This is a genomic window from Kitasatospora brasiliensis (assembly GCF_032654805.1).
In the GTDB taxonomy this organism is placed as follows: Bacteria; Actinomycetota; Actinomycetes; order Streptomycetales; family Streptomycetaceae; genus Kitasatospora; species Kitasatospora brasiliensis.
The window spans coordinates 496971-521710 of the sequence record NZ_JAUOOW010000001.1; the positions used below are offsets into that span (position 1 = coordinate 496971).

Genomic DNA, 24740 nt, shown 5'->3' on the forward strand with positions numbered 1-24740 from the left:
GGTCAGTCCCCGTCCGCGGGAGCGAAGGCCTGGGCCCATTCGTTCTCGGCCGCGCGTGCGGCCTGCTCCCACAGCGGGGTGTACGGCATGGACCGGGCGAACCGCGCGATCTCGTCGCGCTGTTCCCACACCTTCTCGAAGGCGTCGGCGTAGCGCTGCAGCAGCGGGCCGGCCTCAGGGTGCAGATGGGCCTTCTGGATGGCGAAGGAGTCGTCCAGCACCCGCAGGGTGGCGGGGAAGTCCTGCTCCCGGTAGGGCCGGTCCGGCACACCGGGCAGTGCCCACGGGTAGCCGCCGAAGCCCTGCCGCTCGCGGAAGACCCGCTGAGCGGGCAGCGGCATCAGCTGGTAGGGGGCGGCCGCGACGCCCTCGGCTCGCAGCGCCCGCTGGACCGTGGCGCGCAGCGGTCCGGCGAACCGGTCGTCCAGGCCGAAGGCCTGCGGGTCGACCCTGAAGCGGAGGATGTGCCAGGCGTGCGTCCGGTCGGCCGGCACCTCGGGCTGCAGCAGTCCGGGCAGTGGCGCGACGCGGTCGAGCAGCGCCCGGACGTTCTGGTCGCGCTGCTTCGCCTCGTCCGGGAATCGTTCCAGCTGGCTGCGGGTGAAGGCGGCCTGAAGGGCACTCGGCTTGTTGTTCCAGCCCAGGAAGTGCGAGACGTAGCTGCGCTCCCCCTGCTCGGGGATCAACTCGCCGAACTGGCGCAGCATGGTGGCCCGGGTCGCGAGTTCGTCGTCGTCGGTGGTGATCAGGCCTCCCTCGCCGCAGGTGGCGAGGTTCTTGCTGACGTTGAGGCTGAAGGTGTTGATCGCGCCGATCGAGCCGACCCCGCGCCCGCGGTACTCGGCACCGTGCGCCTGTGCGGCGTCCTCGACCACCGCCAGGCCGTGCCGCCGGGCGATGGCGTTGATCTCGTCCATCTCGGCCGGCAGACCGTGCAGGTGGACCACGACGACGGCCCTGGTCCGCGGCGTGATCGCCGCCTCCACCGCGGCCGGGTCCAGGTTGAAGGTCGTCGGGTCGATGTCCACGAACACCGGCACGGCCAGCAGGTGCAGCGGTGCGGCGGCGGTGGCGATGAAACTCAGGGCCGGCACGATCACCTCGTCCCCGGGCTGCAGGCCCAGTGCGCCGAGGGCGAGCGAGATGGCGGCCGTGCCGTTGTTGACCATGACGCAGTGCCGGGTGCCGACCTGCTCGGCCCAAGCGCTCTCCAGGCCGGGGATCTCGCGCTCCCCGGAGGAGGCGGTGGTGAACCGGCCGGAGGCCAGTGAGCGCAGCACCGCCTGCTGGTCCTGCTCGGTCACCATCGGCCAGGGCGCGATGCGCAGCCCCTTGGGCACTGCCCGGCCGCCGCCGAGCATCGCGAGCCGGCTCGCCGACCCTTCGGTCCGCTGTGCTGTCACAGTTCTGCCCTCTCTCGGTCCAGTGCGACCAGAACGCTCTCGTGATCCTTCATCAGCGCGTGGACGCGGCGGGCGAGCCGCCCGGCGCCGAGCTGCCCGTCGCCGGTGAGCGCCGCCGTGATCCGGAGGGCGGACCAGTGGTGCGCGATCCGCTCCACCGCCCTGCCCTGTTCGACCAGCCCGGGAACGTCCAGGGTCCGGCCGGCCAGCGCCAGCCAGTCGGCGTGCACCGCGGTGCACGCGAGGACGGCGCCGGCCGCCACGAACAGCTCGTCCCTGACGTCCTCTCCGGCCGCCACCCGCTTCACGGCGCTCTCCAGGAACGCCTGCTGCCCGTCCAGCCCGCTGAGGCCGTCGCCGCCGCCGCGCCCGTCGAAGTGCGCGAGGTTGAGCCCGATGACGCGAGCCGCCTCGGCCCGGTTCAGGGAGGGGAACTCCTCGGGCGGGGCCCCCAGTTCGAGGGAGATCCACCGGTTGCCGATGTCCACCCCGGTGAAGAACATGTCGCGGTCGTGGACCACCTCGTTGCCGGAGTCCCGGGCGGCGGTCAGCTCCTCGATCGTGATGTCGCCGTGGAAGGCGGGCGGGACCGCGTCCAGCACCCGGACCGTGCCGCGCTGCTCGTCGAAGCCGTGGACCACCACGAGGTGGTTGGAGTGGACGTCGCGGTAGGCCGGCCGGAACGGGAGGTGGTAGTTGTCCACCGCGACCGCGACCGGCGTCCCGTCGGCCACGGCGTCCATCACCTCGCGCAGACCGGTCGCGGCGTCCGCCGGCCGATGCCAGCGGGAACCCACCGGGTGGTGGGGGGCGAGGGCGCCGAAGAGCGACTCACCGGGCCCGTACGGGTAGTAGTACTCCTCCCGCCGGACTCCTCCGGGGAGATGACGGAACGTCCAGGCGGCGCCGAGCACGGGAAGCGCCGGGATGCCCCGCTGCTCCAGCAGCGTGGCCAGGCAGCCGTGCAGGCAGCCCGCGAGGTCGTGCCGCCACGGGCGGACGTCGTCCGGCAAGGTGTTCACTCCTGGACCTCCTGCGGTGCGGCGGGGACGAGCGTCATCGCGAAGACGTGAACGGCGGGGTTGTCGGGCAGTCGGACCGCCGCCAGATCGGTCTCCCGGGTGACCGGCACCCGTTGCCGCCAGATCGCCGGGCCGAACTTCCGGTCGACATGCCGCGGGTAGTGCAGCCGGGAGAGGCGGTACGCGGGACGTTCGCCGAAGCGGGCCTCGGTCTCGGGCCAGAAGTCGGAGACCCTCAGCCACTCCGGGTCGACCGTGCCGTCCGCGAAGTGCAGCAGCACCGGGTCCTCGGTCCGGCGCTCCGCGGCGGCCAGGACCTGGATCCAGTCGTACCGGCCACCGGGCACCTCGACGAGCTGTCCGGCGCAGCGGACGTTGTCCGGGCCGCCGCCGGGCCCCGCCGGGAAGAGGAAGGGGATCCCGTGCACCATGACCTCTCCGGGGGGCGGCAGTTCGTCCGCCGGGAAGGTGTTGCCCCAGAGGTTGAAGGCACCGGCATCGAGCCGGCCGGGTGGGGTGATGCCGATGTTGTCGGCGTACCGGGCCAGGTCCACGGGCACGCCCGCCACGCGGGCGGGGGCGAGGAGCTGCTCCATTTCCTGCTCCTTTGAACAGCGGGAGACCTACACAGCGAGGGGTCGCACGGCCGTCCGCGGGCCGACGAGGTGCATCGGCAGCTCGGCAGCGGGTGCGAGACGGACGTGGGCGTACAGCCCGGGGTCGACCGTGCGGGGCATGAGGTGTGCGCGGACGGCGCCGCGCTCGGCCGGGGAGGCGACGGCGGTGACACCGGGGCGCAGACCGTGCGCGGCAAGCCGCGCGAGCAGGGCGTCCCGGTCGTGCGATCCGGGACCTCGGTGCAGATCCACCCCGGCCAGCCTCGCCCCCGGAACCGCGGCCGCCGTCGCCCAGCAGTCGTGGGTGTCGCCGACGACGGCGAGCAGCGCATCGGACGTGACGAGCCACAGGACCGCGAGCGCCGTGTTCCCGGACTCCGGTGGGGCCCACGGCAGCAGCTGCGGCTCCACCGGCGTGCCCGGGTGCCGTTCCATGGTGACCTCGGTCAGGGGTTTGTCCTCGGCCGGCCAGTGCCGGACGGTTCGGAAGCCGAGCCGGTCGTACAGGGTGGGCAGACAGCGTTCGACCACCGCGTCCAGCCGCAGGACCGTCGGCCCGGAGCGGAGCGCGGCGTGCTCCACGGCCGAGACGAGCGCCCGGGCGACGCCACCGCCCCGGGCTGCCGGAGCGACGGCGATCCGGCTGATCTCCCACGCGCCGTCCGCGCTCTCGCGCAGTCGCAGCGCCCCGACCGGCTCACCGAGGGCGTCCCTGGCGAGCCAGACCACCGTGCCGCGGGCCAGGTCGGCGAGCACGGAGCCCGCGGTGTCCCCGGCGCCGTCGGGCACCGGAAGACCCGGAAGCGGGTCGGACATCCGGTAGGCGGCCCTGGTCAACGCGGCTACTTCCTCGGCGGCCACCGTCGTTCCGCGCAGCACGGAGATCTTCAGGCGGGGCTCAGTCATGGCTGATGAGCAGCTCGTGGAAGCAGTCCGCGCCGAACTCAAGCGCGGAGGTGGCGATCCTTTCGTCGGGACAGTGCAGCCGGCCCCGGTAGGACCGTCCGGGCTCGTGCCGCAGTGGCAGCCAGCCCAGGCACTGGATACCCAGTTTCGGGAACAGCCGTGCGTCGGTGGAGGCCGTGGTCACCATCGGCACCGGGACGCCCTGGGGGTCCTTGGCGCGCATGATCCGGGCAAGGCGGTGGTATCCGTCGCCGAGCGTCGGCTCCGGCATCGCCTCTCCCTCGACCAGTACCTCCAGGTCCATCTCGCAGCCGACGTTGGCGCGCAGTTCGGCGAGGAACTCCTCCCTGCCGAAGGGACCGGGCAGCAGCCGGCCGTCGAGCTCGACGGTGATCTCGGCGGGGAGCACGTTGGTGGCGGTGCCGCCGCGGATCACCGTGGCGTTGACGGTGTGCTGCACGAGCGAGCGCAGGTACCGGGCATCGTCGCGGTCCAGTCCGGCGAGCGAGGCGGGATCGTCGGGGTCGCGCCGGAAGGCGGCGATCCGGCCCCCGAACGGGTCCGGCAGCACGCCTGCGAGCTCCGCGAGCATGTGGTCGACCACCGGGATCATCCTGGTTCCCAGCCCGCCGCCCTCGATCGCGGTGAGCAGGCGCCGCAGCTTGTCCGCCGCACCGCTCTCCCCCGCCATCCGGGAGGCGTGGCCGGGAATGCCGCGCAGCGTGGCCTTCACCCAGCAGGCCCGCTTCTCCGCGACGACGATCGGGTGCAGCCGGACCTGGTGGCCGAGGCCCAGTTCGGCGCCGCCGTCCTCGCCGATCGCGTAGCGCACCCCCGCGAAGAGTTCGGGGTAGCGCTCGACGAGGAAGCGGGCGCCGACCGCGCTGCCCGCCTCCTCGTCGGCGACCACGGCGAGGATCACGTCGCCGGCCGGCGGTGTCCCGGAGGCCGCCAGCCGCAGCAGCGCGGCCAGCATCATCGCCAGGTGGCCCTTCATGTCCACGGCGCCGCGGCCCCAGAGCTCGCCATCGACGATCTCCGCCGCGAAGGGCGGCCGGCTCCACTGCTGGCCCGCCACCGGCACCACGTCCACGTGGGCGTGGAGCAGCAGGGGCGGGACCAGTCCGCGTCCCGGGAGCCGGGCGACCAGGTTGGGCCGCTGCGGGTCCGAGGCGAGCAGCCGGGTCTCCAGTCCCGCGGCCTGGAGGAGATCACGCACCCAGTGGACGCACGCGGCCTCGGCGCCGGGCGGGTTGACGGTCTCGAACCTGATCAGGCGCTGTGCGATGTCGACCACCCCGGACAGGGCGGGCCCGGAGGACTGCGCATCGGTTGCGGCTGGGGATGTCATCGTCAGCCTCGCTTCGATCGGATGTCGTTCATGCCAGGGTGACGAGGCGGCCCTGTGCCGCTTGCAGCAGCCCGGCCGCGCCGTCGTTCAGTTCGGCGGTGAGCGGCAGGTGTTTGATGCCGGCCACGAAGTTGGACTCCAGGTGCTCCACCGGCCCGGCCACCTCGAACTGCCGGACCACCTGGACGATCTCCTCGAAGAGCAGGTTGAGCGAGATCTTCGCCAGCGGTGCCCCGATGCAGTAGTGCGGGCCGAATCCGAAGGCGACGTGCCGATTGGGCCGCCGGGTGATGTCGAACCGGTACGGGTCGGAGAAGACGTCCTCGTCCCGGTTGGCGGAGCCCAGCCAGGTGACCAGGGCTTCGCCCTTCTTGATCTCCACGCCGCGCAGTTCCAGGTCGTCGACCGCGTACCGCATGAAGTGGTTGGCCGGCGAGGACCAGCGCAGCCCCTCGTCCACCGCGCCGGGCACCAGTGCGGGGTCGGCCAGCAGCCTGCGGTACTCCTCCGGGTGTTCGGTCAGGGCCAGTACCGAGGAGGCGATGGCGTGCGGGGTGGTGACGTTCGCGCCGAGGAGCAGGCTGTAGCAGTTGTAGACGATCTCGTCGTGGCGCAGCCGTCGCCCGCCGGCCTCCATCCCGATCAGGAAGCCGATCAGGTCGTCGCCGCCGCGGTGCCTGCGGACGTGCCGGGAGAAGTAGTCGAAGAGCTCGTGGTGGGCCGCGACCAGGGTGCCGTGGCTGCTGCCCTCCTGGAACTCCGAGTCGGACGGGGCCACCGCCATCGTGGTCAGCTTGGCGAGCCGCGGCCAGTCCTGCTCGGGCAGACCCATCAGGCTGCCGGTGAAGGCCATCGGGAAGTCCGCGGCGGCGGCACCGATGTCCCAGACGCCGCCGTCCAGAAGCGGCGCGAGCATCCGGTGCACGATCGCGCGGATCTGGGGGCTGCGCCGCTTCAGCGACTTGTGGGACAGCACCTTCGCCATCGGCTCCCGCATCGCGGTGTGCACGGGCGGGTCGCTGGCGGCCATCATCTTGCTGCCGGCCGGGTCGTCGGTGCCGAGGATGCTCAGCAGAGTGCCCTTGGCAGAGGTGAACCGGGTGTGGTCCCGCAGCACGTCGTTGACGTCGTGGTACTTGGTGACGGACCAGAACGACCGTCCGTCCGCCAGTGTCTGCCGGTGGACGGGCGCACGCTCGCGCAGCGCGTGCCAGACGGCGTGCGGGTCGCCCTGGGAGTACAGCTTCGGGTCGAACAGGTCGACGGCGGCGAGGTCGATCTCCTGTGTGCCGTCCGGGCGGGTGATCCTCATGACCGGCGACCCTCCTCGACTGCCTCCGCCAGCTCGGCGACGGTCGGGTTCTCGTAGAAGACCCGTGGGCTGACCTCCACGTCCCACAGGGTGGTGATCTCCGCGGTGATCCGGGTGGCCATCAGGGAGTGCCCGCCGAGCTCGAAGAAGTCGTCGTCGACGCCGATGTCGTCGATCTCCATCAGGTCACCCCAGATCGCGACGAGTCGTTCCTCCACCTCGCCCTGCGGTGCGCGGTAGTCGCTGCTGACGTCCGGTCGCTCGCGGCTGACGAGATCGAGCAGCGCCGCCCGGTCGACCTTGCCGTTGGCGTTCAGCGGCAGCGCGGTGACCGGGACGAACACGGCCGGCACCAGGTACGGCGGCAGGATCTCGGCGAGCTCCCGACGCAGTTCGGGCACCGAGAGGCCGTGGCCGGAGACGACGAAGGCCACCAGTCGCTTGCCCGCCGACTCGTGCCGCTGCGCGATGACGGCGGCGTCGGAGATCTCCGGATGGCCGAGCAGCGCGGCCTCGATCTCACCGGGCTCGATCCGGAAGCCCCGGATCTTGACCTGGTCGTCGGCCCGGCCCAGGAACTCCACGACACCGTCGTCCCGCCGGCGGACGAGGTCTCCGGTGCGGTAGAGGCGCTGCCCGGGCTTCAGGGCGAACGGGTCGGGCAGGAACCGCTCGGCGGTCTGCTCCGGCCGTCCGAGATAGCCCAGGGCCACCCCTTCCCCGCCGGCGTACAGCTCGCCGATCTCGCCCGCGGCGACCTGCTGCAGTTGCTCGTCCAGCACCTCGATCCACGTGCCGTTGATCGGTGTCCCGATCGGGACGGTGTCCGAGCTCAGCTGTTCGGTGATGACGTGGCAGCAGGTGAAGGTGGTGTTCTCGGTGGGCCCGTAGCCGTTGACGATCCGTACCCCGGGCAGTGCCGCCAGCGCCTTGTTGACGTGGGTGACCGACAGGACGTCACCTCCGGCCAGCAGCTGCCGGACGCCGGCGAGCCGGGCGATCGGTCCGTCGACCATCTGGTGGAACAGGCCGGCGGTGAGCCAGAGGATGGTGACCCCCGCGCGGTCGATTTCCGCGGCCAGTTCGTCGAGCGAGGGCTCGTACGACGGGAAGACGGCCATGCGCGCCCCGTTGAGCAGGGGGGCCCAGATCTCCAGGGTGGAGGCGTCGAACGCGACCGGGGCGAAGTGCAGCACGACGTCGTGGGGGCCGATCTCGACGAAGTCCGGCTCGATCACGAGTCGGAGCACGGCCCGGTGCGGAACCATGACGCCCTTGGGGACGCCGGTGGAGCCCGAGGTGTAGGCGATGTACGCCGGGCTCTCCGGTCCGGACTCCGATGCCAGATCGGCGTCGTCGAACCGGTCGAGGCCTTCCGGCCGGTCGAGCACCACGGCCGTCCGGGTCAGCCCCTCCAGGGCGGGCAGCAGCCGTTCCTGGGTGAGCAGGACGTCGGCTCCGGCGTCGGCGAGCACGGTCCGGTGTCGCTCCCGCGGCTGCTTGGGGTCCAGGGCGACGTAGCACCCGCCCGCCTTCAGCACGGCGAGCAGGGCGACCACCGACTGCGGCGAACGTTCCGCGCAGACGGCGACGTTGTCTCCCTGGCCGACGCCCTGCTCGCGCAGCGACCGCGCCAGGCGGTTGGCCCTGGCGTTGAGTTCGGCGTAGCTGAGGCGGTCCGCCCCGCAGCTCACCGCGGTGGCGTCCGGACGCAGTTCCACCTGCCGCTCGAAGAGCCCGTGGACGGTTTCGACGATCCCGCTTCGGACCGGCGTGAATGTGTCATCGATCGTAGTCAAGTCGAATCCTTCGGAACTGGGATTGGCCGGTACCGTCCAGGCCTGAATTCCCCGAAGGGACCGGGAATCGGGCGCGGAGAAAGCGCTCAGGCGGCACCCGTGGACTGCCGCAGGCTCAGCGGGCGCAGGTCGGTCCAGATCTCGGCGATGTGAGCAAGGCATTCCGCTTTGCCGCCCTGCTTTCCGACCGCGGTCCAACCCTCGGGAACGCTCCGCTCCGCGGGCCAGATGGAATACTGCTCCTCGTGGTTGACCACCACGCGGTACACGGCGGTGGAATCCTCGGGTCCTGCCATCATGGTCCGCCTCTCCTGCGGTCGCTTTCCAAGGTCGTGCAGAAAGCTAATTCCCGGCCCCTGCCGTGCGCGTCCACGCGACGGTGGAATCGTCGTGACCTTGGCGGTGGACGCTTTCGGCAACGGAGGTAATCGCCTCGTTGACAGCGGTCCACACGGCCGCCGCGTGGGCGACCAGCCGTCCGTCCTCGGTGTAGAGCGCGGTGGCCTTGGACGCCGTCCGGCCCGAGCGGCGCGTCTCCCGACCGACCACCACGTACGGTCGCCCGGCCACCGGTGGCTCGGCGATGCGCGCGGTCATCCAGCTGAGCACCATGGGCTCCTGTGCCGGGTCGGCGGTCCAGCCGCCGGGACAGTCGAGAACGCCCCAGACCACGGCCGCCCTGGCGCGCCCCTGCTCGCACACGGAGCTGTCCGGAGTCCAGAGGCAGGCGACGGTTCCGGGCAGACGGGTCACCGGGCCCGGGGTGAGCAGCAGCCCGTCCCCTGCCCTGCGGTTCCCACCGCAGACGAAACAGTCGCGGAAGGCGGGATCGGGCTCTCCGCGGAACGCGGCCGCGGCGGCCCGGGCCTCGTCCGCCCGGACGGGTTCGAGGATCTCGGGGTCGCCCTTCGCCGGGCCGACCGTCGCGATCAGTTCGTCGCCCCGCCGGATCTGGGATCTGCGGGGGCCGCCGTGGAACTCCAGAACCGTGTCCAGGGGGGGCGGTACGAGCAGGGTGACCGCCGCTCCTGGGCCGTACAGTTCGGCGCCGAGGCCGGCGAAGACCCCGCAGGCATATCCGCCGTTGGCAGTGGTCGGCGGGCCGTTGAAGCGCGCCGGAATGCTGAAAGTGCTGATGGATCGGGCGTCGACGGGCACGACGGCTGATACCTCCAAGACGGTCGGGGCGAGAAGCACCGCAGGTTCGGGACGGCTCAGGAGGCCTCGTGCATCAGGCCGGAGCGGTACGCGAAGGCCACCAGCTGAGCCCGGTCCCGAAGATCGAGCTTGTGGCGGACCCGGTGCAGGTGGGTGCGCACGGTGCTGATGCCGATGTAGAGCTCACGCGCCACGTCCTCGATCGACATGCCCCTGCCGATCAGGCTGAGCACCTCCCGTTCCCGCAGCGTCAGACCTTCGACCTCCGGCCTCACGCCGGCCATGGGCGCGGCGCCTCCCGCCCGGATCCAGTCCACCAGCCGCTCGACGACCTCGTGCCCCAGCACGGTGCGACCCCGGGCCACCGCCCGGGCCGCTGCCACCACCTCGTCGCGGGTGGCCCCGCGGTCGACCATTCCGCTCACGCCGACGCGCAGTAGTTCGGCCAACAACTCGTCCGTGAACTCACCGTGGAAGACGATGGTTCGCGGGGGCGACTCCGCGAGCCGCGGGTCCGCCCCGAGCCTTCGGACCAGTTGGAGGGCCGCGTCCAGGTCGTCCAGCCCGATCAGTACGACGTCGGGGCCATGGGTGCGCGCAAGATCCAGGGCTGCCGTCGCGTTGTCCGTCCCCGCCGAGACCTCGATGTCCGGCAGGGCGTCGAGAAGAGTATGTAAACCATCACGCATGAGCGGTAACTGATCGCATATCAGCACATTGAACACGGGATGCTCCCTTTACATGACAGAGAGTCCGAGTCATCGGACCAACGGCCCGCCCGGATGGCGCTCCGGGCGGAGTCACTGCAGTCGCGACGCGGAAGGCCTCAGTCGGGGGCCCTCAGACGCCAGTCGGGAATGCAGGCCAGCAGACGTTCGAGGGCGGCCGCCACTTCGTCATGGGCACCCGCTCCATCGCCCCGGAAGTACAGGCCGAGATCGATCCAGGCCCGCCCGGGACTGGCTCGCATGTGCTCGATGCCGAGCCGCGGGTCCAGCCGGGCCCAGAGGATGTCGACGATCCTCTCGGCATCATCACGGGCGGGGCACGGCGTGTCGAAACTGGTCAGTGTCACATGGACGAGGTGCATTCCGTTCAGTCCCAGCCGATGCCGCTCGCCGGTCCGCCGGCGGCGGCGGCGACGGTCACTCCGTTCGCGGTGACCGTCGACGTGTCAAACACGCCGTCCCAGCCGATGCCGTCACCCGACGCGGCGACGAACGCCGCGGCGAACGCGGGCAGGGAGAGCAGTACGACGAGGGTGCGGATGCTCTTCGACACGGAGGGCTCCAGGATAGGAAAGTGGGAAGCAGGAGAATTCACATGCGGAATTCCCGGGACCGGGCCTTTTCTCCGGCCGGCGTCCTGGAACGACGATGCCTCACGAACTCGCCCACCGGAATTGCTCTCCCTTGGCACCAAGCTGCCTGGCACTTTGGTGCCGCCCCCGCGCGACCCGGTCCACCCCCGCGACCCAGCGCCCTGGGCACGTTGCGCACTCGACCCTTGCCCTGGCAGGATCGTCCGGGCACAGGTCAACATGCACAGACCAATCATTCGACGGCGTACAACGCTGGGGGCGTCACACATGGTGCTCGGTGTGCTGGGACTCGGATCTGCCGCCGAGGCCGTCTACGGCGCTCTCCTCTCCCAGCCGAGCTGCGACCTTCAAGGGCTGATTCCACGCACCGGGCTGAGTGAGGGCGAGGTCAGATCGGCCCTCGACGAGCTGGCGGACCGGGCCTTTCTGCGCCCCTCCAGGGAGACCACCGGCGCGTTGCGGGTCATCAGCCCCCAGGTGGCCCTCGACCTGGTCATGCGCCGACAGGAGGCCGAACTGGCCCGCCAGGCCCAGGAACTGGCCGCCAGCAAGGCCGCCGCCGCAGAAGCCGTCGCCGCTTACGGCAGCCTCACCCCCAACACGGAGACCGGCGGCGCCGAGCGCCTGGTCGGCCTGGATGCGATCGAGGCGAAACTGGAGCTGCTCGCCCGGCAGGTCAGGCGCGAATGCCTCTCGGTCATGCCGGGTGGCGCACAGTCGCAGGCCAGCCTGGATGCTTCCAGACCGCTCGACGGGGAGGCCCTGAGTCGCGGAGTCTCCATCCTGACGCTCTATCAGGACAGTGTCCGCAACGACCAGGCGACCCATGCCTACGCGCTGTGGCTCACAGAGATCGGTGGCGAGGTCCGCACCGCTCCGCTCCTCCCCCCGCGGATGCTGATCTTCGACCGCGAGGTTGCCGTTGTCCCCATCGACCCGGCCGACACCCGGGCCGGCGCGCTGTGCACGCGCGAGCACGGCATCGTCGCCTCGCTGGTCACCGTTTACCAACAGGCCTGGGCCACCGCCGTCCCCCTCGGCGCCGACCCCGCCCGGGAGGCGGGCAGCGGCCTGACCCAGGCCGAGCGCGACCTGCTCACCCTGCTCGCCCACGGCATGACTGACGAAGCCGCAGCCAAACGGCTCGGCATCGGCCTGCGCACGGTCCGACGCCAGATGGCCTGCCTCATGGAGCGCCTGGGCGCACGCAGCCGCTTCGAGGCCGGGCTCAAGGCCGCACAGCGCGGCTGGCTCTAGCCCTGCGGGAGGTGGGTGGTGAAGAACGGGAGCACTCCCCCTTCGACATCCACCACACCCCCCGCAGGATCGACGCGGCGCCGTACTAGTGCTGGAAGAGTACTTCCGGATTGTTCGGCGAGGGGCCGTCCAGCAGCGGACTGTGGATCCCCTTCAGCGTCTGGTCGAAGAACGCGGTCACGTACTCGCGGGTGATCGCCACCCCGCGTTCCGGGGAGAGGGGCGGCGTCGGGAACCCGGCCTGCTCCAGGAGCAGGTACAGGTCACTGAAGCTGAAGTGGTCGGCGTCGGTGACCGTCAGCCACTTCTTGTAGCCGCCGAGGGCGGTCCAGGCCCGCCCCCACGTGGTGTCGTGGCCGTCGGTCGGGTGGTTCTCGGCGGTACCCAGCATGAGGAACGGCCGGTTGATCTGGCCGGGCAACAGGTTCGGGTGGAAGGAACCGTCCATGTTCACCCCGGCCCGCACGCGCGGGTCGGCGATCATCGTGGCGGCGGCCGACGCTCCGCCGAGGGAGTGTCCGGCCGTGCCGATCTCGTGCTTGTCGATGAGGTGTGCCAGGGGCCACGCGGTGTTGCCATGCGTCAGCTGGTCGATCACGAAGGACTCGTCCAGAGCGCGGCCGGCGGCGACGGAGTCGAGGTCGAGCCCCGCCGGGGCATCGCAGATCGCGCACGGCGGCGTCTGGCCGTTCGCCAGCGTCTCGCCGCTGTCCTCGTAGGTGTGGCCGACGAGGGCGACGACGTAGCCGTGACTGGCCAGGTCGGTCGCGAGCGAGGTGAGCGTCGTGCGCGGGTTCTCGTACGCGGGTGAGAGGACCACCAGCGGATACTTGCCGCCCTGCGGCCGCGCGCCGTCGAAGGCGTGAGTGGTGACGCCGGCAAGGGTCTGCGGGGTGACGCCGGAGCTCTCCGGCAGCTTGTGGCGCTGGAGGACTCCGGCTGCCTCGCCGAGGGTCATGTAAGGGGCCGGAGTCCCGGTCCCGGGGACGGCCGGGTAGACCATCGTGACGGTCAGTTGGCGAGGGCCGGATGACGGCACCCACGGGTCGGGACGGTTCGTGTCGGTGAGGTGGATGACGTCCTCGCCGGCGGCGTAGGAGCCGGTCGGCGCGGGGAGCGCGCCCTGGAACGACCGCGGGGACGCGGCGGCAGCCACGGCGGCGGTCGCGTGCACGGTGGAGGGCGGGGTCGTGGCGGCGAGTCCGGTGCCGGTCGCGGCCACCGATGCGGCGAGACCCAGGATCGCGACAGCGCTGATCCGGCGTTTGCGGTTCGAGGTGGTGTTCACGGGCATGATCCTGCCGGGCCCCGCCCTGACGCTCGATCATGCGGGCTTCCGTCTTGAGGGTGGTCCTGGCTACACCCTGAGACCCCCAGCGGCGCGAGGTTCAGCCACGGGCAGTCGAGCACCGTCGTAGCCGTGCACGTCGCCGAAGCGCATCCCCTTCTCCCAGTCGTTTCGCGCCTGGACGATCTCGAATCCACCGTCCGCACGATCCCGGCCGACCCCGAACTCCTCCGGAAGCCCACCGAAGCGACGCCAACGCCCTCGTCCAGCTGCCCACCGGTCGCCCGTCCTGCGCCGACCCGTTCCCCCCGGCCATGGTTCAGGGCACCGGCAGCGGCCTCTCGCCGATTCGACACCTTTCAGGACCGGGCACAAGGGCCGGTGAAGGTACCACGGACGTTCACATTCCATTTGTGAATGGACGAAACCGGTCACCATCCGCCACCATGTGGTCCGTCAGATTCCGTGAACATGACCGGACTTGACGCCGCCTGGCCGGGGGCCAGGCGGACCGACCTGTGGAGAGGCTGAGTACATGGCACTGGTCCCCGACAGCGGGGCAACCCGCCCGGGCCGCTGGCGAAGACTGCGGCGGGGCATATCGGCGACAGTGACGGCCACGGCGCTGGGCGCCCTGGGCGCGGTCGTCCCGGCCGGGACGGGGCACGCCGCACCGTCGGCGCAGCTGGTCTACGTCGCCAACATGAACGACAACACCGTCACCGCCTACGACCCGGAGACCGGCGAGGTGGCCGCCACCATCCCGGTCGGCGTCAAGCCGCAGGGCGTGGCCCTGTCACCGGACGGCACGACGGTGCTGGTCACCAACAACGGCGGTGCCTCCGTGTCGATGATCGACACCACCAGCAACGCCGTCGTCAGGACCATCCCGGTCGGCGAGTCCCCTCTGCCGGTGGCCTTCTCCCCGGACGGCGAGCGCGCCTACGTGGGCTACGCCAGCTACGCGAGCCCCGGCAAGCTGGACGTGATCGACCTGCCCAGCCTGAAGGTGACCGCCAGCGTCGCCGTCGGCGCCTACCCCGACACGATCGCGCTGACCCCGGACGGCAAGCGGGCCTACGTCGCCTCCTTCGCCGGCAACTCGGTGTCCGTCGTCGACACCGCCGGCAACACCGTCACCGCCACCGTCCGCCCGACCGGCGGCCCCGCGAACCCGGCCGGCCTCGCGGTCACCCCCGACGGCAAGCACGTGTACGTCGGCCACTACAACGGCTCCGGCACCAGGAGGGTGTCGGTGATCGACACCGCCACCGACACGGTCACGGCCGACCTTCCGATCACCAACCAGCCGCAGGGCATGGCCGTCACCCCGGACGGGCGGTACCTCTACGTCGCCAGCACCCTCGCCCACACGGTGACGGTCGCGGACACCACGACCAACACCGTCGTCGCCACCGTGCCGGTCGGCATCCGGCCGATCGGGCTGGCGATGGATCCGGCCGGCACCGCCGTGTACGTCTCCAACAACACCTCGAACAGCATGTCGGTGATCGACACCGCGACCAACACCGTCACCGCCACCGTCCCGACCGGGGCCGGCCCGTACGGCGTCGCGGTCGGCAAGCCCGTGCCGCCGGCGGTCACCGGCATCAGCCCCGGCCACGGTCCGGCCGCGGGTGGCACGACCGTCACGATCAGCGGCAACCACCTGGCCGGCACCAGCGCCGTCAGTATCGGCGGCACCCCGGCGACCGACGTGAAGGTCGTCGACCGCGGCACCGTCACCGCGACCGTCCCGGCGCACGCCGCCGGCGCCGTCGACGTGGCACTGACCGTCTCGGGCCACACCGTGGCGGCGGGGAAGTACACATACGACGCCCCGGCGCCCGTGGTGAGCGGCATCGCGCCCGACCGCGGCCCGCTGGCCGGCGGCACCACCGTCACGATCACCGGCAGCCACCTGACCGGGGCGAGCGCCGTCACCTTCGGCACCGTGCCCGCCACCGCGGTCACCGTCGACAGCGACACCCGGATCACCGCCACCGCGCCCGCCGCGAGTGCTGCCGGCGCGGTCGACGTCAACGTCACCACGCCGAGTGGCACCAGCGACGCACAGTCCTACACCTACGAGGACCCGGCGACGATCGGGGCCTACGTCTTCACCAAGTCCTCTGACCCGAAGTCGGGTTCGACGGTGAAGCCAGGCGACAAGGTCACCTACACCATCACCGCGACCCAGAAGGGTGCGGTGGAGGTCAAGGGCGCCACGATCAACGACGACCTGTCCAAGGTCCTGGACGACGCCGCCTACAACGGCGACGTCAAGGCCAGCACCGGCACCGCCGAGGTCAAGGACGGCAAGCTGACCTGGACCGGCGACCTGCCGGTGGACGGCAGTGCGACGATCACCTACTCCGTGACCGTGGGTGGTAGTGGCGATGGAAGGCTGCAGAACGTCGTCACCACGTCGGACGACAAGCGTGGTCACTGCGCCGAGGAGAAGGGCTGCGAGACGGAGCTGACGGTCTCGACCGGCAGCACCCCCTCCCCGACCCCGACCCCGACAGCTACCGAGGGCGGTCAGACGCCCGGCACTCCCGACTCCGGTTCGTCAACAACCCAGGCACCGGCGGCTTCAACGTCCCGGCAGGCCTCGGGTGTTCTCGCCAGCACCGGCGCCACCGCACTCACCACAGTGACGGTCAGCGCCGCCCTGCTGATCGCCGGCGGCCTCACCATCGCCCTCAGCCGCCGCCGACGCCACCAGGACTGACCGAACAACCCCCGCCTGGTGGGTGGTCGCGACACCCAGCCACGACCCACCCACCAGGCGGCCCGGTTCAGGGCGTTCCAGGGGACCGGCGCGGGCGGAGCTGGAGCGGTTCTCATCCCGGTCGCCGCGGCCATCGACCGGGCCGGCCAGTGGTTGGCGCCCTACGCCCCTCCTCCAGGGCCTTGACGATGACCCGCAATGGCACCTCGCCGGCGTACGCGGCCGGACCGAGCCTCCAGGAAGCACAAGGCGACGCGGGGGTGTCCCGTTAGGCCTTCTCGACGATCTCGCAAACATGCGAAGCCTAGGCCCCTGATCCGGAGCGGTCCAGCGGCTGCCAACCGGCGCGCTGCGACCGGGCGGAAGCCCCCGACGGGCCGCCGCACCACAGCGGCCAACCGATCGCCCCTCAGCACCGGCCATCCACGTTTCCGCAGGTCAACGCACCCGTCCGCGCGACTTCAGCGGGATGTCGGGCAGCTCCGGAGCAGGCAGTCGGGCACCGTCGTAGCCGTGCACGTCGCCGAAGCGAATCCCCTTCTCCCAGTCGTTTCGCGCCTGTACGATCTCCTCACCGGATCGGCCGATGAAGTTCCACCACATGACGATCTTCTCCTCGAAGGGCTCGCCGCCGAGGAGCAGGACGGCGGCGTCGCTGTGGGCGCGCAGCGGGAGGGCGGGGCGGCCGCAGCCGAGGTAGAGCATGGAGCCGGGCTCGACCGGGACGCCGTCGACGTCGACGCGGCCGGACATGGCGAGGACGGCGTACTCGAAGTCGGGGACGAGCGGGAGGTGGAGGTCGGCGCCCTCGGCGAGGGCGAGGTCGGCGCCGACCAGCGGGGTGTGGGTGGCGCCCGGCGAGGTGGCCGTGTCGAGGGTGCCGAGGATGACGGTGGCGCGCAGGCCCGGGGCGGTGACCACGGGCAGGTCGGGGTGGTGCTCGAAGGCGGGGGCGAGGTTCCGGCCGGCGTCCGGGAGGGCGACCCAGAGCTGGGCGCCGTGCAGGTAGCGGGCGTGCGGGCGCGGGGACTCCTCGGAGTGCGAGATCGCCCGGCCGGAGGTCATCAGGCCCAGTTCGTACGGCCGGACGGTCTGGAGGCTGCCGAGGCTGTCGCGGTGCAGCACCTCGCCCTGGTGGAGCCAGCTGACCGTCTGGAGGCCCATGTGCGGGTGCGGCGGGACCTGCATGCCGGGCTCGTCGGCGATGTCGTCGGGGCCGTAGTGGTCCACGAAGCACCAGGCGCCGACCATCCGGCGGCCCAGGTTGGGCAGCAGTCTGCGGACCACCGTGCTTGCGCCCAACGGGAATTGACGTGGCCTCAGAAGATCCCTGACCGGGCCGGCGCTGGCCTCGCGGCCGCAGCTGGTCGGGGCGGGCCTGAGGTCGAGGTTGCTCATCGCGGTTCCACCACCGTACGAGGAAGGCCGGGCGAGGACGGGACGTCGTCACCGATGGTCGTCACCGATCATCCGGCACGGTGCGGCACTCCTCCACCTGTGCCCGGCCATCCGGCGGCAGCCGGGAACAGCGAGCGGACCTCAGTGGGCGCAGGCCCACCAGGCGTCGGCCGTCGCCTTGTCGGCCAGGGCACGCAGGTTGCGGACCGCCTCGGCCGGGTCCTCGGCCCCGTACACCGCCGAGCCGGCCACGAACACGTCCGCGCCCGCCTCCGCGCAGCGCTCGATCGTGTTCGCCGCGACGCCGCCGTCCACCTGGAGCCACAGCTCCAGGTCGTGCTTGGCGATCAGCTCGCGGGTGCGGCGGATCTTCGGCAGCATGATGTCCAGGAACGCCTGGCCGCCGAAGCCGGGCTCGACGGTCATGATCAGCACCATGTCGAGCTCGGGCAGCAGGTCCTCGTACGGCTCGATCGGGGTGCCCGGCTTGAGCGCCATCGAGGCGCGGGCGCCCTTGGCGCGGATCTCGCGGGCGAGGCGGACGGGCGCGGCGGCGGCCTCGACGTGGAAGGTGACCGAGCCGGCGCCGGCCTCGACGTACTGCGGGGCCCAGCGGTCCGGGTCCTCGATCATCAGGTGGCAGTCGAGCGGGGTGTCGGTGGCGCGGGCGAGCGACTCGACGACCGGGACGCCGAGGGTCAGGTTGGGCACGAAGTGGTTGTCCATGACGTCCACGTGCAGCCAGTCGGAACCCCGGGCGGCCTCGGCCTCGTCGGCGAGCCGGGCGAAGTCCGCGGACAGGATGCTGGGGTTGATCTGGGCCATTGACCGACTACCTTCGTACGAGGGCTTGCGAGGGCTGGACACCCGGGAGCGGGCACCTCATCCCATCATCCCGCGCCGCGCCCCGCCGACCGCACGCGGCGACCCGCGCGTGACCGGCATCACACCGCCCCGCGGGATTACCGGGGCCGTCACCGTGGTCATCAGCAGGAGAGCGGTCCGCGCGCCCCTGCCGGTGGCCGCCGGCCGTCCCGACCCGCCGAGCCCCGCCCCGCCGGGGCTCCGTCCGAGGAAGGTCTCCCGATGGCCGATCTCGTCCACCCCGCCCGCTCGCTGTGGTGGCTCTTCGAGCCGGTGCACGCCGTCACCTACTTCATGCCCGAGGGCCGCGCCGCCTTCGAGGAGGCCGGTCTGCGCGGCCGCGTGTACGGCTACTTCGGCACCCGCGCCGCCCCGCTGGGCGCGGTGGACGCCGCGCCGGTGACCGCCGCGTTCTTCACCTTCGCCCCGGCGGTGGTCGAGCAGACGCTGCCGGAGGTGTGGAACCACGCGAGCCCGGAGGAGGCGCTGACGGCCCGGCTGAAGGGCTCGGCGGCGGTCCTGGGCCGGCTGCTGGAGCACGTCGACCAGGCCCAGGTCGAACTGGCCGCCGAGAGCCTGGAGCAGGCCGTCGCCCGGCTGGACTGCGCCGGCCGGGTGCTGGCCGCCGCCAACGCCGCGCTCCCCCGCCCCAGCGGCCTGTACGAGCGGCTCTGGCAGGCCGCCACCGTGATGCGCGAGCACCGCGGCGACGGCCATGTGGCCGCCCTGGTGACGGCCGGGCTGGACGGCTGCGAGGCGCTGGTGATCCGCTGCGCGATGGACCTGCGGCGCGAGGACCTCCAGCCGCTGCGCGGGTGGACGGACGCCCAGTGGGAGGGCGCCGCCGAGCGCCTGGTCGAGCGCGGCTGGCTGACCGCCGAGGGCGCCGTCACCGAGCTCGGCCGGAACCGCCACCAGGCCCTGGAGGCCGCCACCGACCTCGCCGCCGCCCGGGTCTGGGAGGGCTACCCGCGCGCCGAACTCGACCGGCTGGCAGCGGCGTTGAAGCCGATCTCGGCACTGTGTCGCAGCCGGCTGCCGATCAACCCGATGGGGTTGCCGGAGAACACGTGACCGGCCCGCGGGTTCAGCGGGCCCCGGGCGGGCCGAGCACGATCCCCCGCCCGGCGTAGAACTGCCCGAACGACCGCCACGGCACGCGCGCGAAGGCCTGCGACTCCCCGGGGAACCCGGACGGGTTGTGGATCAGCAGCGCCGTGTCCGTGGCACCCACCGCCAGCACCAGGTGGCCGCCGCGCCGCACCGGCTCCGGCCCGTACGGCTCCCGGATCGACGGGTGCACCGACACCATCACCAGCCGCCCGCCGGCCACCTCGGCCGACACCTCCTCGGGCGTCAACTCCCTTGCCCGCGCGGCCAGTCCCCAGCGCCGCCCGACGTACTCGGCGAACGGCGCGTGGATCAGCCCGCGCAGGCTGTCGCCGTCCCGCCGGTACGCGCCGGCCGCCACGCACTCCTCCGCGAGCGCCATCGCCGCCGGGCTCACGCCCCACCAGTGCTCCAGCGCCATCCGCAGGCAGGCCACCCCGCACAGCCGCCAGGACCACCACGCGTAGTCCTCCGGCGTGGCCGCGCCGGACTGCCCCCAGCGTGGGTCCGCGGCGGCGTCCAGCCGCCCGTCGACGATCTCCCGCACCAGCTCCGCCGACTCCCACTGCGCGCGGTACGGCACCTCGTGCACCACCCGCAACGGCCGCACCGGCGCCTCCGGCCGCGCCGCGCCCTGATCCACCATCCCCCGAAGCTCTCACGGCCGGGCCGACCGGACAACTCACGACACTCCCTGAGTAGCCGTACTCAGGCGTCGCGCCCCGGCCCGCGCCTAGCGTGATCACGCCGTACCCGAGAGACCGAGGAGACACCGGTGAAGCGCGTCGTACTGGGGCTGCTGGCCCTGCTGGCCATGGGCGGGCTGATCGTCATCGCTCCGGCGGTCTACGTCGCGATCACCCTGGGCCCGGACTCCCCCACCGACCCCGTCACCTACGCGCCCGCCCCGCCGTCCCCCACGGCCACGTCCCCGTCCCGCTTCCCGGCGCCGCTCGACTCGCCGGCGCTGCCGGCCTCGGTCTCCGCCTCTGCCTCCGGTTCCGGCTCCGGCTCCGGCTCCGGCTCCGGCTCCGGCTCCCGGTAGGCCAGCCGCCGCGCAGCGAGCCAACTCGACCGCCCGCCAACCCCGTTGGCGCGTCAGTCCAGGATCTGCGTCAGCTCGCTGCGCGCCGCCGAGTGGACGAGCCGCCCGCGCGCCCCGTTGACGATCGGCAGGAACGGCGGGACGTGGCCGCACTCCACGTCGGCGATGATCGGCACGCCCAGCGAGCCGAGCGCGTCGAGGACGGCCTCGTCCTGGGTGAGCGTGGCGCTGTCCGACGCGTTGGTGCGGCCGACCAGGATCGCGTTGGCGCGGTCGAAGAACCCGGCCAGCCGCAGGCCGTGCAGGTTGCGGCAGATCATGAAGGCCTCGTCGCAGTCCGCCTCGATGTACACCAGCAGCCCGTCCGGGGACTCGGCGTCGGCGAAGGCCGAGGCGTCCAGGTAGCGCGTCCCCCCGAGGTTGCACAGCGTCTCGACGCAGCCTCCGATCAGCCGGCCCTCGGCCACCACCTCGCCCGTGCCGCCGTCGAGCCGGCGCCAGCCGCCCTCGGCGTCGAGCGTGAACTCGCGCACCGCCGGGTGGGCGGTGAAGTCGTCGAAGCCTCCCGAGCGGTGGCGCCCGTACGGCACCTGGGTGAGCGCGGCCCCGGCGGGCGCGGCCACGATGTCCAGCCAGGAGAGCAGGCCTTCGGGCACCCGGTAGGGCGTGTCCATGAGGTTGTTGCCGTGGACGGTCGCGATGCCGGTGAGCAGGGTCAGCGGGGTGATCAACGTGGCGATGTCCGAATATCCGACCATCCAGGTCGGCTCCGCCTCCCGCAGCCGCTCCCAGTCGAGCAGCGGCAGCAGGTCGATCGCCGTCTCCCCGCCCCACGGCGGCACCACGGCCCCGATCGTGGGGTCGGTGAGCATTTCCATCAGCTCCCGCGCCCGCTCCGCCGCCGGGGCGCTGACGTGCCCGGAGCCGTCCATGCACGCCCCGACGACGACCTCGTAGCCGCGCTCCGTCACGTCCTGGACGGCGACCCGCAGGCGCTCGCGATGCCTCGGCGCCACTCCGCTGGACGGGGACGTCACCCCGATGCGGTCGCCGGGGCGGAGGGGGCGCGGGTACCTGATCGACATGTCCGGATTCTGACATGGCATCACCTCGGAGCGGCATCGAATTTCCGCGTGCCGTCCGGGCGCGAACACCACGGCCCCGACCACCCTCGGGCGGTCGGGGCCGGGCGGGGCCGTATCCGGCCTACCAGGCGTAGTCCTCCGGGGCCGGCTGGTGGCCCGGGAAGAGTTCGTCGAGGCGGTCCAGGGTCTTCTGGTCGAGCGTGAGGTCGAGCGCCCGGATCGCCGCGTCCAGGTGGGCCGCGGTGCGGGGGCCGACGATCGGGGCGGTGACGGCGGGCCGGGAGAGGAGCCAGGCGAGGGCCAGGTCGGCCGGGTCGGTGCCGAGCTCCTCCGCGAAGTCCTCGTAGGCCTGGATGCGGTCGCGGTGCTTGGCCAGGAGTTCCTGGGTGTAACTGACGGAGCTGCGGCCCCGGGCGCCCTCACGCTCCTTGCGCAGGATGCCGCCGAGCAGGCCGCTGCGCAGCGGGGACCACGGGATCAGCCCGAGGCCGTAGTGCTGGAGCGCGGGGATGACCTCCAGTTCGACGGTGCGGTCCAGCAGGTTGTAGAGGGACTGCTCGCTGACCAGGCCGAGGAAGTGCCGGGAGCGGGCGGCCTCCTGGGCCTGGGCGATGTGCCAGCCGGCGAAGTTACTGGAGCCCACGTAGACGATCTTGCCCTGGGCGACCAGCACCTCCATCGCCTGCCAGACCTCCTCCCAGGGCGCGGCCCGGTCGATGTGGTGCATCTGGTAGAGGTCGATGTGGTCGGTCCGGAGGCGGCGCAGGCTGGCCTCGACGGCCTTGCGGATGGCGAGCGCGGAGAGCTTGCCCTCGTTGGGCCAGTCGCCCATGTCGCCGTAGGCCTTGGTGGCGAGGACGGTGCGCTCGCGGCGGCCGCCGCCCTGGGCGAACCAGCGGCCGATGATCTCCTCGGTGCGGCCCCTGAGGTTGCCCTCGGTGTCGCGGCCGTAGACGTTGGCGGTGTCGAAGAAGTTGATGCCGCGTTCGTGGGCGGTGTCCATCAGGCGGTGGGCTTCGGCTTCCTCGGTGTGGCGGCCGAAGTTCATGGTGCCGAGGCAGAGGCGGGAGACGGTCAGGCCGGTGCGGCCGAGGTGGGTGTACTCCATGGCGAACCACCTTCCGTCGCACCGGCCCCGGTGTCCAGCACATTCCGCCGGACACGGCCGATCACCGCCCGTGAGTGGCGAACTTCCGTACGGCGAGCGGCACGCAGAGCGCGAGGAGCACGCCGCTCCAGAGCAGCGCGGCCGCCACCGCGTGCTGGGTCGGCCAGACGGTACCGGCCGCCGAGGGGTTGCCGAACAGCTCCCGGCAGGCCTGGACGACGGAGCTGATCGGGTTCCAGTCGGCGAGGAACCGCAGCCAGCCGGGCATGCCGCCGGTCGGCACGTAGGCGTTGGTGACCATCGCCAGCGGGAAGACGGCGACGGACAGTTGACCGGCCGCCTCCTCCTTGCCGACGGCCAGGCCGAGCAGGGTGCCCGCCCAGGTCATCACGAAGCGGAAGAGCAGCAGCAGCGCGAACGCCCCTGCCGCGTCGGCGAGTCCGTGCCGGGCGCGCCAGCCGGCCCCGAGCCCGACCAGGGCCAGCAGGGCCAGGACGACCACGCTGACCAGCAGGTCGGCGAGGGTCTGCCCGAGCAGCAGTCCGGTGCGGGAGACGGGCATGGAGCGCAGCCGGTCGGTGACGCCGCGCCCGACGTCGCGGGCGGCGCCGACCATGGTGGGCATGATGCCGTTGGTGGCGACCATGGCGAACAGGCCGGGCATCAGGAACTCCCGGTAGTCGCCGCCGCCCGGCACCTGCATGGCGCTGCCGAAGACGTACCCGAAGACGACGACCATCACCACCGGCACGCCCAGCGAGGCGGCCAACAGGCCTGGTGAGCGGCGGTAGTTGAGCAGGACCCGGAGCATCGACGTCCGGGTGTCGGAGAGCAGCCGGGCCGCGGCGGCGGGGTGCGGGGCTGCGGTGACGGCGGCGGTGACGGACATCAGGCGGCCTTCCCTTCGGTGAGCGCGAGGAACACGTCGTCCAGCGAGGGCGCCCGCACCGCGACGTCCTGCGCGACGACCCCGGCGCCGTCCAACTCCCGGACCAGCGAGGGCAGCAGAACCGAGACGCCGGGTGCGGTCAGCACCGTGACGGACCGCTCGGCGACGTCCACCCGGGCATCGCCGCCGGTCAGCGAGGACAACACCACGGCGGTGGCGGCGAGTTGGCCGACGTCCGCCAGGGTGACGGAGACCTGACTGCCGATCGCCGCCTTGAGCCGGGCCGGCGGGCCGGTGGCGATGGCGGCGCCGTGGTCGACGACCACGATGTCGTCGGCGAGCCGGTCGGCCTCCTCCAGGTACTGGGTGGTGAGCAGCACGGTGGTGCCGCCGCCCGCCAAATCCTTGACGGTGTCCCAGATCGCCTGCCGGCTGCGCGGATCGAGCCCGGTGGTGGGCTCGTCCAGGAAGAGCACCGGCGGGCTGGTGACCAGGCTGGCGATCAGGTCGAGGCGCCGGCGCATGCCACCGGAGTAGGTGCGGACGAGCCGGTCGGCGGCCTCGGTGAGGTCGAAGCGGGTGAGCAGCTCGTCGGCGCGCTCCCGGGCGCGGCGGGCGCCGAGGTGGTGCAGCCGGCCGAGCAGCCGGAGGTTGTCGCGGCCGGTGATGCCCTCGTCGACGGCGGCGTGCTGCCCGGCGAGGCCGATGGCGCGCCGGACGTCCTCGGCGGCGCGGACGACGTCGTGCCCGGCGACCCGCGCGGTGCCGCGGTCGGGGGCGACCAGGGTGGCGAGCACGCGTACGGCGGTGGTCTTGCCGGCGCCGTTGGGGCCGAGCAGGCCACAGACGGTGCCGGCCGGGACGGTGAGGTCGAGGCCGCGCAGGGCCTCGGTGGCGCCGAAGCGTTTCGCCACGCCCGCCATCTCGATGGCGGGCGCCGTGCCGGCGACGGGTCGGGCGGGGTCGGACATGGCTCTGCCCTTCTCTAGGTACAGCGTACGTAGAAGCGCGCTTGGGCGCCATCGTACTACGTACGGCGTACGTATCTAAGATGGGTGGGCGAGGTGATCTTC

Annotated in this window: 24 protein-coding genes; 4 read left to right on the forward strand and 20 right to left on the reverse strand. The window is 72.2% G+C overall.

Annotated elements, in window-relative coordinates; translation table 11 throughout:
• Positions 1-2: 2 nt before the first annotated feature.
• The 12 genes from QWJ13_RS02170 to QWJ13_RS02225 all read right to left on the reverse strand — a co-directional run bounded on the left by QWJ13_RS02170 (position 3) and on the right by QWJ13_RS02225 (position 10849).
• Positions 3-1403, reverse strand: a complete 1401-nt coding sequence (locus QWJ13_RS02170) for a DegT/DnrJ/EryC1/StrS family aminotransferase (RefSeq protein WP_316520111.1) — start codon at positions 1401-1403, stop codon at positions 3-5.
• Positions 1400-2425 (reverse strand): BtrH N-terminal domain-containing protein, encoded by a 1026-nt coding sequence (locus tag QWJ13_RS02175; protein WP_316520112.1) that lies wholly within the window; start codon positions 2423-2425, stop codon positions 1400-1402. Before QWJ13_RS02175 ends, QWJ13_RS02170 begins: the two co-directional genes overlap by 4 nt.
• Positions 2422-3021 carry a hypothetical protein gene (locus QWJ13_RS02180; RefSeq protein ID WP_316520113.1) on the reverse strand — a complete coding sequence of 200 codons (600 nt, stop codon included), beginning with the start codon at positions 3019-3021 and terminating at the stop codon, positions 2422-2424. The genes QWJ13_RS02175 and QWJ13_RS02180 overlap by 4 nt, the downstream gene beginning before the upstream one ends.
• 27 nt (positions 3022-3048) lie before the next feature.
• Positions 3049-3948, reverse strand: a complete 900-nt coding sequence (locus tag QWJ13_RS02185; RefSeq protein ID WP_316520114.1) for a GNAT family N-acetyltransferase — start codon at positions 3946-3948, stop codon at positions 3049-3051.
• Positions 3941-5299 carry a M20/M25/M40 family metallo-hydrolase gene (locus tag QWJ13_RS02190; protein WP_316520115.1) on the reverse strand — a complete coding sequence of 453 codons (1359 nt, stop codon included), beginning with the start codon at positions 5297-5299 and terminating at the stop codon, positions 3941-3943. The genes QWJ13_RS02185 and QWJ13_RS02190 overlap by 8 nt, the downstream gene beginning before the upstream one ends.
• Positions 5300-5327: 28 nt before the next feature.
• The gene (locus tag QWJ13_RS02195; RefSeq protein ID WP_316520116.1) at positions 5328-6611 is read right to left on the reverse strand and encodes a cytochrome P450; all 1284 of its coding nucleotides are present in this window, start codon (positions 6609-6611) and stop codon (positions 5328-5330) included.
• Positions 6608-8410, reverse strand: a complete 1803-nt coding sequence (locus QWJ13_RS02200; protein ID WP_316520117.1) for a non-ribosomal peptide synthetase — start codon at positions 8408-8410, stop codon at positions 6608-6610. The genes QWJ13_RS02195 and QWJ13_RS02200 overlap by 4 nt, the downstream gene beginning before the upstream one ends.
• A gap of 86 nt (positions 8411-8496) precedes the next feature.
• Positions 8497-8709 (reverse strand): MbtH family protein, encoded by a 213-nt coding sequence (locus QWJ13_RS02205; RefSeq protein ID WP_316520118.1) that lies wholly within the window; start codon positions 8707-8709, stop codon positions 8497-8499.
• A gap of 43 nt (positions 8710-8752) precedes the next feature.
• Positions 8753-9568 (reverse strand): hypothetical protein, encoded by an 816-nt coding sequence (locus QWJ13_RS02210; RefSeq protein ID WP_316520119.1) that lies wholly within the window; start codon positions 9566-9568, stop codon positions 8753-8755.
• Between the two features lie 56 nt (positions 9569-9624).
• Positions 9625-10257, reverse strand: coding sequence for a response regulator transcription factor (locus QWJ13_RS02215; protein ID WP_316520120.1), 633 nt, complete (start codon positions 10255-10257; stop codon positions 9625-9627).
• 137 nt (positions 10258-10394) lie between these two features.
• The gene (locus QWJ13_RS02220) at positions 10395-10658 is read right to left on the reverse strand and encodes a hypothetical protein (RefSeq protein WP_316520121.1); all 264 of its coding nucleotides are present in this window, start codon (positions 10656-10658) and stop codon (positions 10395-10397) included.
• Between the two features lie 5 nt (positions 10659-10663).
• Positions 10664-10849 (reverse strand): hypothetical protein, encoded by a 186-nt coding sequence (locus QWJ13_RS02225; protein WP_316520122.1) that lies wholly within the window; start codon positions 10847-10849, stop codon positions 10664-10666.
• A 307-nt stretch (positions 10850-11156) separates the two neighbouring features.
• On the opposite strand from QWJ13_RS02225, the gene QWJ13_RS02230 reads away from it, so the two are divergent.
• Positions 11157-12146, forward strand: a complete 990-nt coding sequence (locus tag QWJ13_RS02230) for a helix-turn-helix transcriptional regulator (RefSeq protein ID WP_316520123.1) — start codon at positions 11157-11159, stop codon at positions 12144-12146.
• 85 nt (positions 12147-12231) lie between these two features.
• Here the strand turns inward: QWJ13_RS02230 and QWJ13_RS02235 are convergent, their stop codons facing one another.
• On the reverse strand, positions 12232-13434 hold the full coding sequence (locus QWJ13_RS02235) for an alpha/beta hydrolase family protein (RefSeq protein WP_316520124.1): 1203 nt from the start codon (positions 13432-13434) through the stop codon (positions 12232-12234).
• Positions 13435-14044: 610 nt separating this feature from the next.
• On the opposite strand from QWJ13_RS02235, the gene QWJ13_RS02240 reads away from it, so the two are divergent.
• Positions 14045-16168, forward strand: coding sequence for an IPT/TIG domain-containing protein (locus QWJ13_RS02240; RefSeq protein WP_316520125.1), 2124 nt, complete (start codon positions 14045-14047; stop codon positions 16166-16168).
• 438 nt (positions 16169-16606) lie between these two features.
• Here QWJ13_RS02240 and QWJ13_RS02245 read toward each other — a convergent pair whose 3' ends face one another.
• Together QWJ13_RS02245 and rpe are read right to left on the reverse strand one after the other, a co-directional pair.
• Positions 16607-17566, reverse strand: a complete 960-nt coding sequence (locus QWJ13_RS02245; protein WP_316520126.1) for a pirin family protein — start codon at positions 17564-17566, stop codon at positions 16607-16609.
• Between the two features lie 141 nt (positions 17567-17707).
• Positions 17708-18391 (reverse strand): ribulose-phosphate 3-epimerase, encoded by a 684-nt coding sequence (gene rpe, locus QWJ13_RS02250; RefSeq protein WP_316520127.1) that lies wholly within the window; start codon positions 18389-18391, stop codon positions 17708-17710.
• Positions 18392-18652: 261 nt separating this feature from the next.
• Here rpe and QWJ13_RS02255 point away from each other — a divergent pair, with 261 nt between their 5' ends.
• Entirely contained in the window at positions 18653-19504 is an 852-nt protein-coding gene (locus tag QWJ13_RS02255) for an SCO6745 family protein (protein WP_316520128.1), read from the forward strand.
• A gap of 13 nt (positions 19505-19517) precedes the next feature.
• On the opposite strand, the gene QWJ13_RS02260 is transcribed toward QWJ13_RS02255, so the two are convergent.
• Positions 19518-20186 (reverse strand): C39 family peptidase, encoded by a 669-nt coding sequence (locus tag QWJ13_RS02260; RefSeq protein ID WP_316520129.1) that lies wholly within the window; start codon positions 20184-20186, stop codon positions 19518-19520.
• Positions 20187-20315: 129 nt separating this feature from the next.
• On the opposite strand from QWJ13_RS02260, the gene QWJ13_RS02265 reads away from it, so the two are divergent.
• The gene (locus QWJ13_RS02265) at positions 20316-20585 is read left to right on the forward strand and encodes a hypothetical protein (protein WP_316520130.1); all 270 of its coding nucleotides are present in this window, start codon (positions 20316-20318) and stop codon (positions 20583-20585) included.
• Between the two features lie 53 nt (positions 20586-20638).
• Here QWJ13_RS02265 and QWJ13_RS02270 read toward each other — a convergent pair whose 3' ends face one another.
• From QWJ13_RS02270 to QWJ13_RS02285, 4 genes are all read right to left on the reverse strand, one after another.
• On the reverse strand, positions 20639-21670 hold the full coding sequence (locus QWJ13_RS02270) for a S66 family peptidase (protein ID WP_316520131.1): 1032 nt from the start codon (positions 21668-21670) through the stop codon (positions 20639-20641).
• Between the two features lie 121 nt (positions 21671-21791).
• The gene (locus tag QWJ13_RS02275) at positions 21792-22778 is read right to left on the reverse strand and encodes an aldo/keto reductase (RefSeq protein WP_316520132.1); all 987 of its coding nucleotides are present in this window, start codon (positions 22776-22778) and stop codon (positions 21792-21794) included.
• A gap of 61 nt (positions 22779-22839) precedes the next feature.
• Positions 22840-23667 (reverse strand): ABC transporter permease, encoded by an 828-nt coding sequence (locus QWJ13_RS02280; protein ID WP_316520133.1) that lies wholly within the window; start codon positions 23665-23667, stop codon positions 22840-22842.
• Complete coding sequence (locus QWJ13_RS02285; protein WP_316520134.1) at positions 23667-24638, reverse strand: ATP-binding cassette domain-containing protein; 972 nt, start codon at positions 24636-24638, stop codon at positions 23667-23669. Before QWJ13_RS02285 ends, QWJ13_RS02280 begins: the two co-directional genes overlap by 1 nt.
• Between the last annotated feature and the right edge of the window lie 102 nt (positions 24639-24740).

Excerpts from the sequence above, each read along its gene's own strand:
- QWJ13_RS02180 (WP_316520113.1), bottom strand. The coding sequence starts at position 3,021 with ATGGAGCAGCTCCTCGCCCCCGCCCGCGTGGCGGGCGTGCCCGTGGAC.
- QWJ13_RS02185 (WP_316520114.1), bottom strand. The coding sequence starts at position 3,948 with ATGACTGAGCCCCGCCTGAAGATCTCCGTGCTGCGCGGAACGACGGTG.
- QWJ13_RS02190 (WP_316520115.1), bottom strand. The coding sequence starts at position 5,299 with ATGACATCCCCAGCCGCAACCGATGCGCAGTCCTCCGGGCCCGCCCTG.
- QWJ13_RS02195 (WP_316520116.1), bottom strand. The coding sequence starts at position 6,611 with ATGAGGATCACCCGCCCGGACGGCACACAGGAGATCGACCTCGCCGCC.
- QWJ13_RS02205 (WP_316520118.1), bottom strand. The coding sequence starts at position 8,709 with ATGATGGCAGGACCCGAGGATTCCACCGCCGTGTACCGCGTGGTGGTC.
- QWJ13_RS02215 (WP_316520120.1), bottom strand. The coding sequence starts at position 10,257 with ATGCGTGATGGTTTACATACTCTTCTCGACGCCCTGCCGGACATCGAG.
- QWJ13_RS02220 (WP_316520121.1), bottom strand. The coding sequence starts at position 10,658 with ATGCACCTCGTCCATGTGACACTGACCAGTTTCGACACGCCGTGCCCC.
- QWJ13_RS02230 (WP_316520123.1), top strand. The coding sequence starts at position 11,157 with ATGGTGCTCGGTGTGCTGGGACTCGGATCTGCCGCCGAGGCCGTCTAC.
- QWJ13_RS02245 (WP_316520126.1), bottom strand. The coding sequence starts at position 17,566 with ATGAGCAACCTCGACCTCAGGCCCGCCCCGACCAGCTGCGGCCGCGAG.
- rpe (WP_316520127.1), bottom strand. The coding sequence starts at position 18,391 with ATGGCCCAGATCAACCCCAGCATCCTGTCCGCGGACTTCGCCCGGCTC.
- QWJ13_RS02255 (WP_316520128.1), top strand. The coding sequence starts at position 18,653 with ATGGCCGATCTCGTCCACCCCGCCCGCTCGCTGTGGTGGCTCTTCGAG.
- QWJ13_RS02260 (WP_316520129.1), bottom strand. The coding sequence starts at position 20,186 with ATGGTGGATCAGGGCGCGGCGCGGCCGGAGGCGCCGGTGCGGCCGTTG.
- QWJ13_RS02270 (WP_316520131.1), bottom strand. The coding sequence starts at position 21,670 with ATGTCGATCAGGTACCCGCGCCCCCTCCGCCCCGGCGACCGCATCGGG.
- QWJ13_RS02275 (WP_316520132.1), bottom strand. The coding sequence starts at position 22,778 with ATGGAGTACACCCACCTCGGCCGCACCGGCCTGACCGTCTCCCGCCTC.
- QWJ13_RS02280 (WP_316520133.1), bottom strand. The coding sequence starts at position 23,667 with ATGTCCGTCACCGCCGCCGTCACCGCAGCCCCGCACCCCGCCGCCGCG.
- QWJ13_RS02285 (WP_316520134.1), bottom strand. The coding sequence starts at position 24,638 with ATGTCCGACCCCGCCCGACCCGTCGCCGGCACGGCGCCCGCCATCGAG.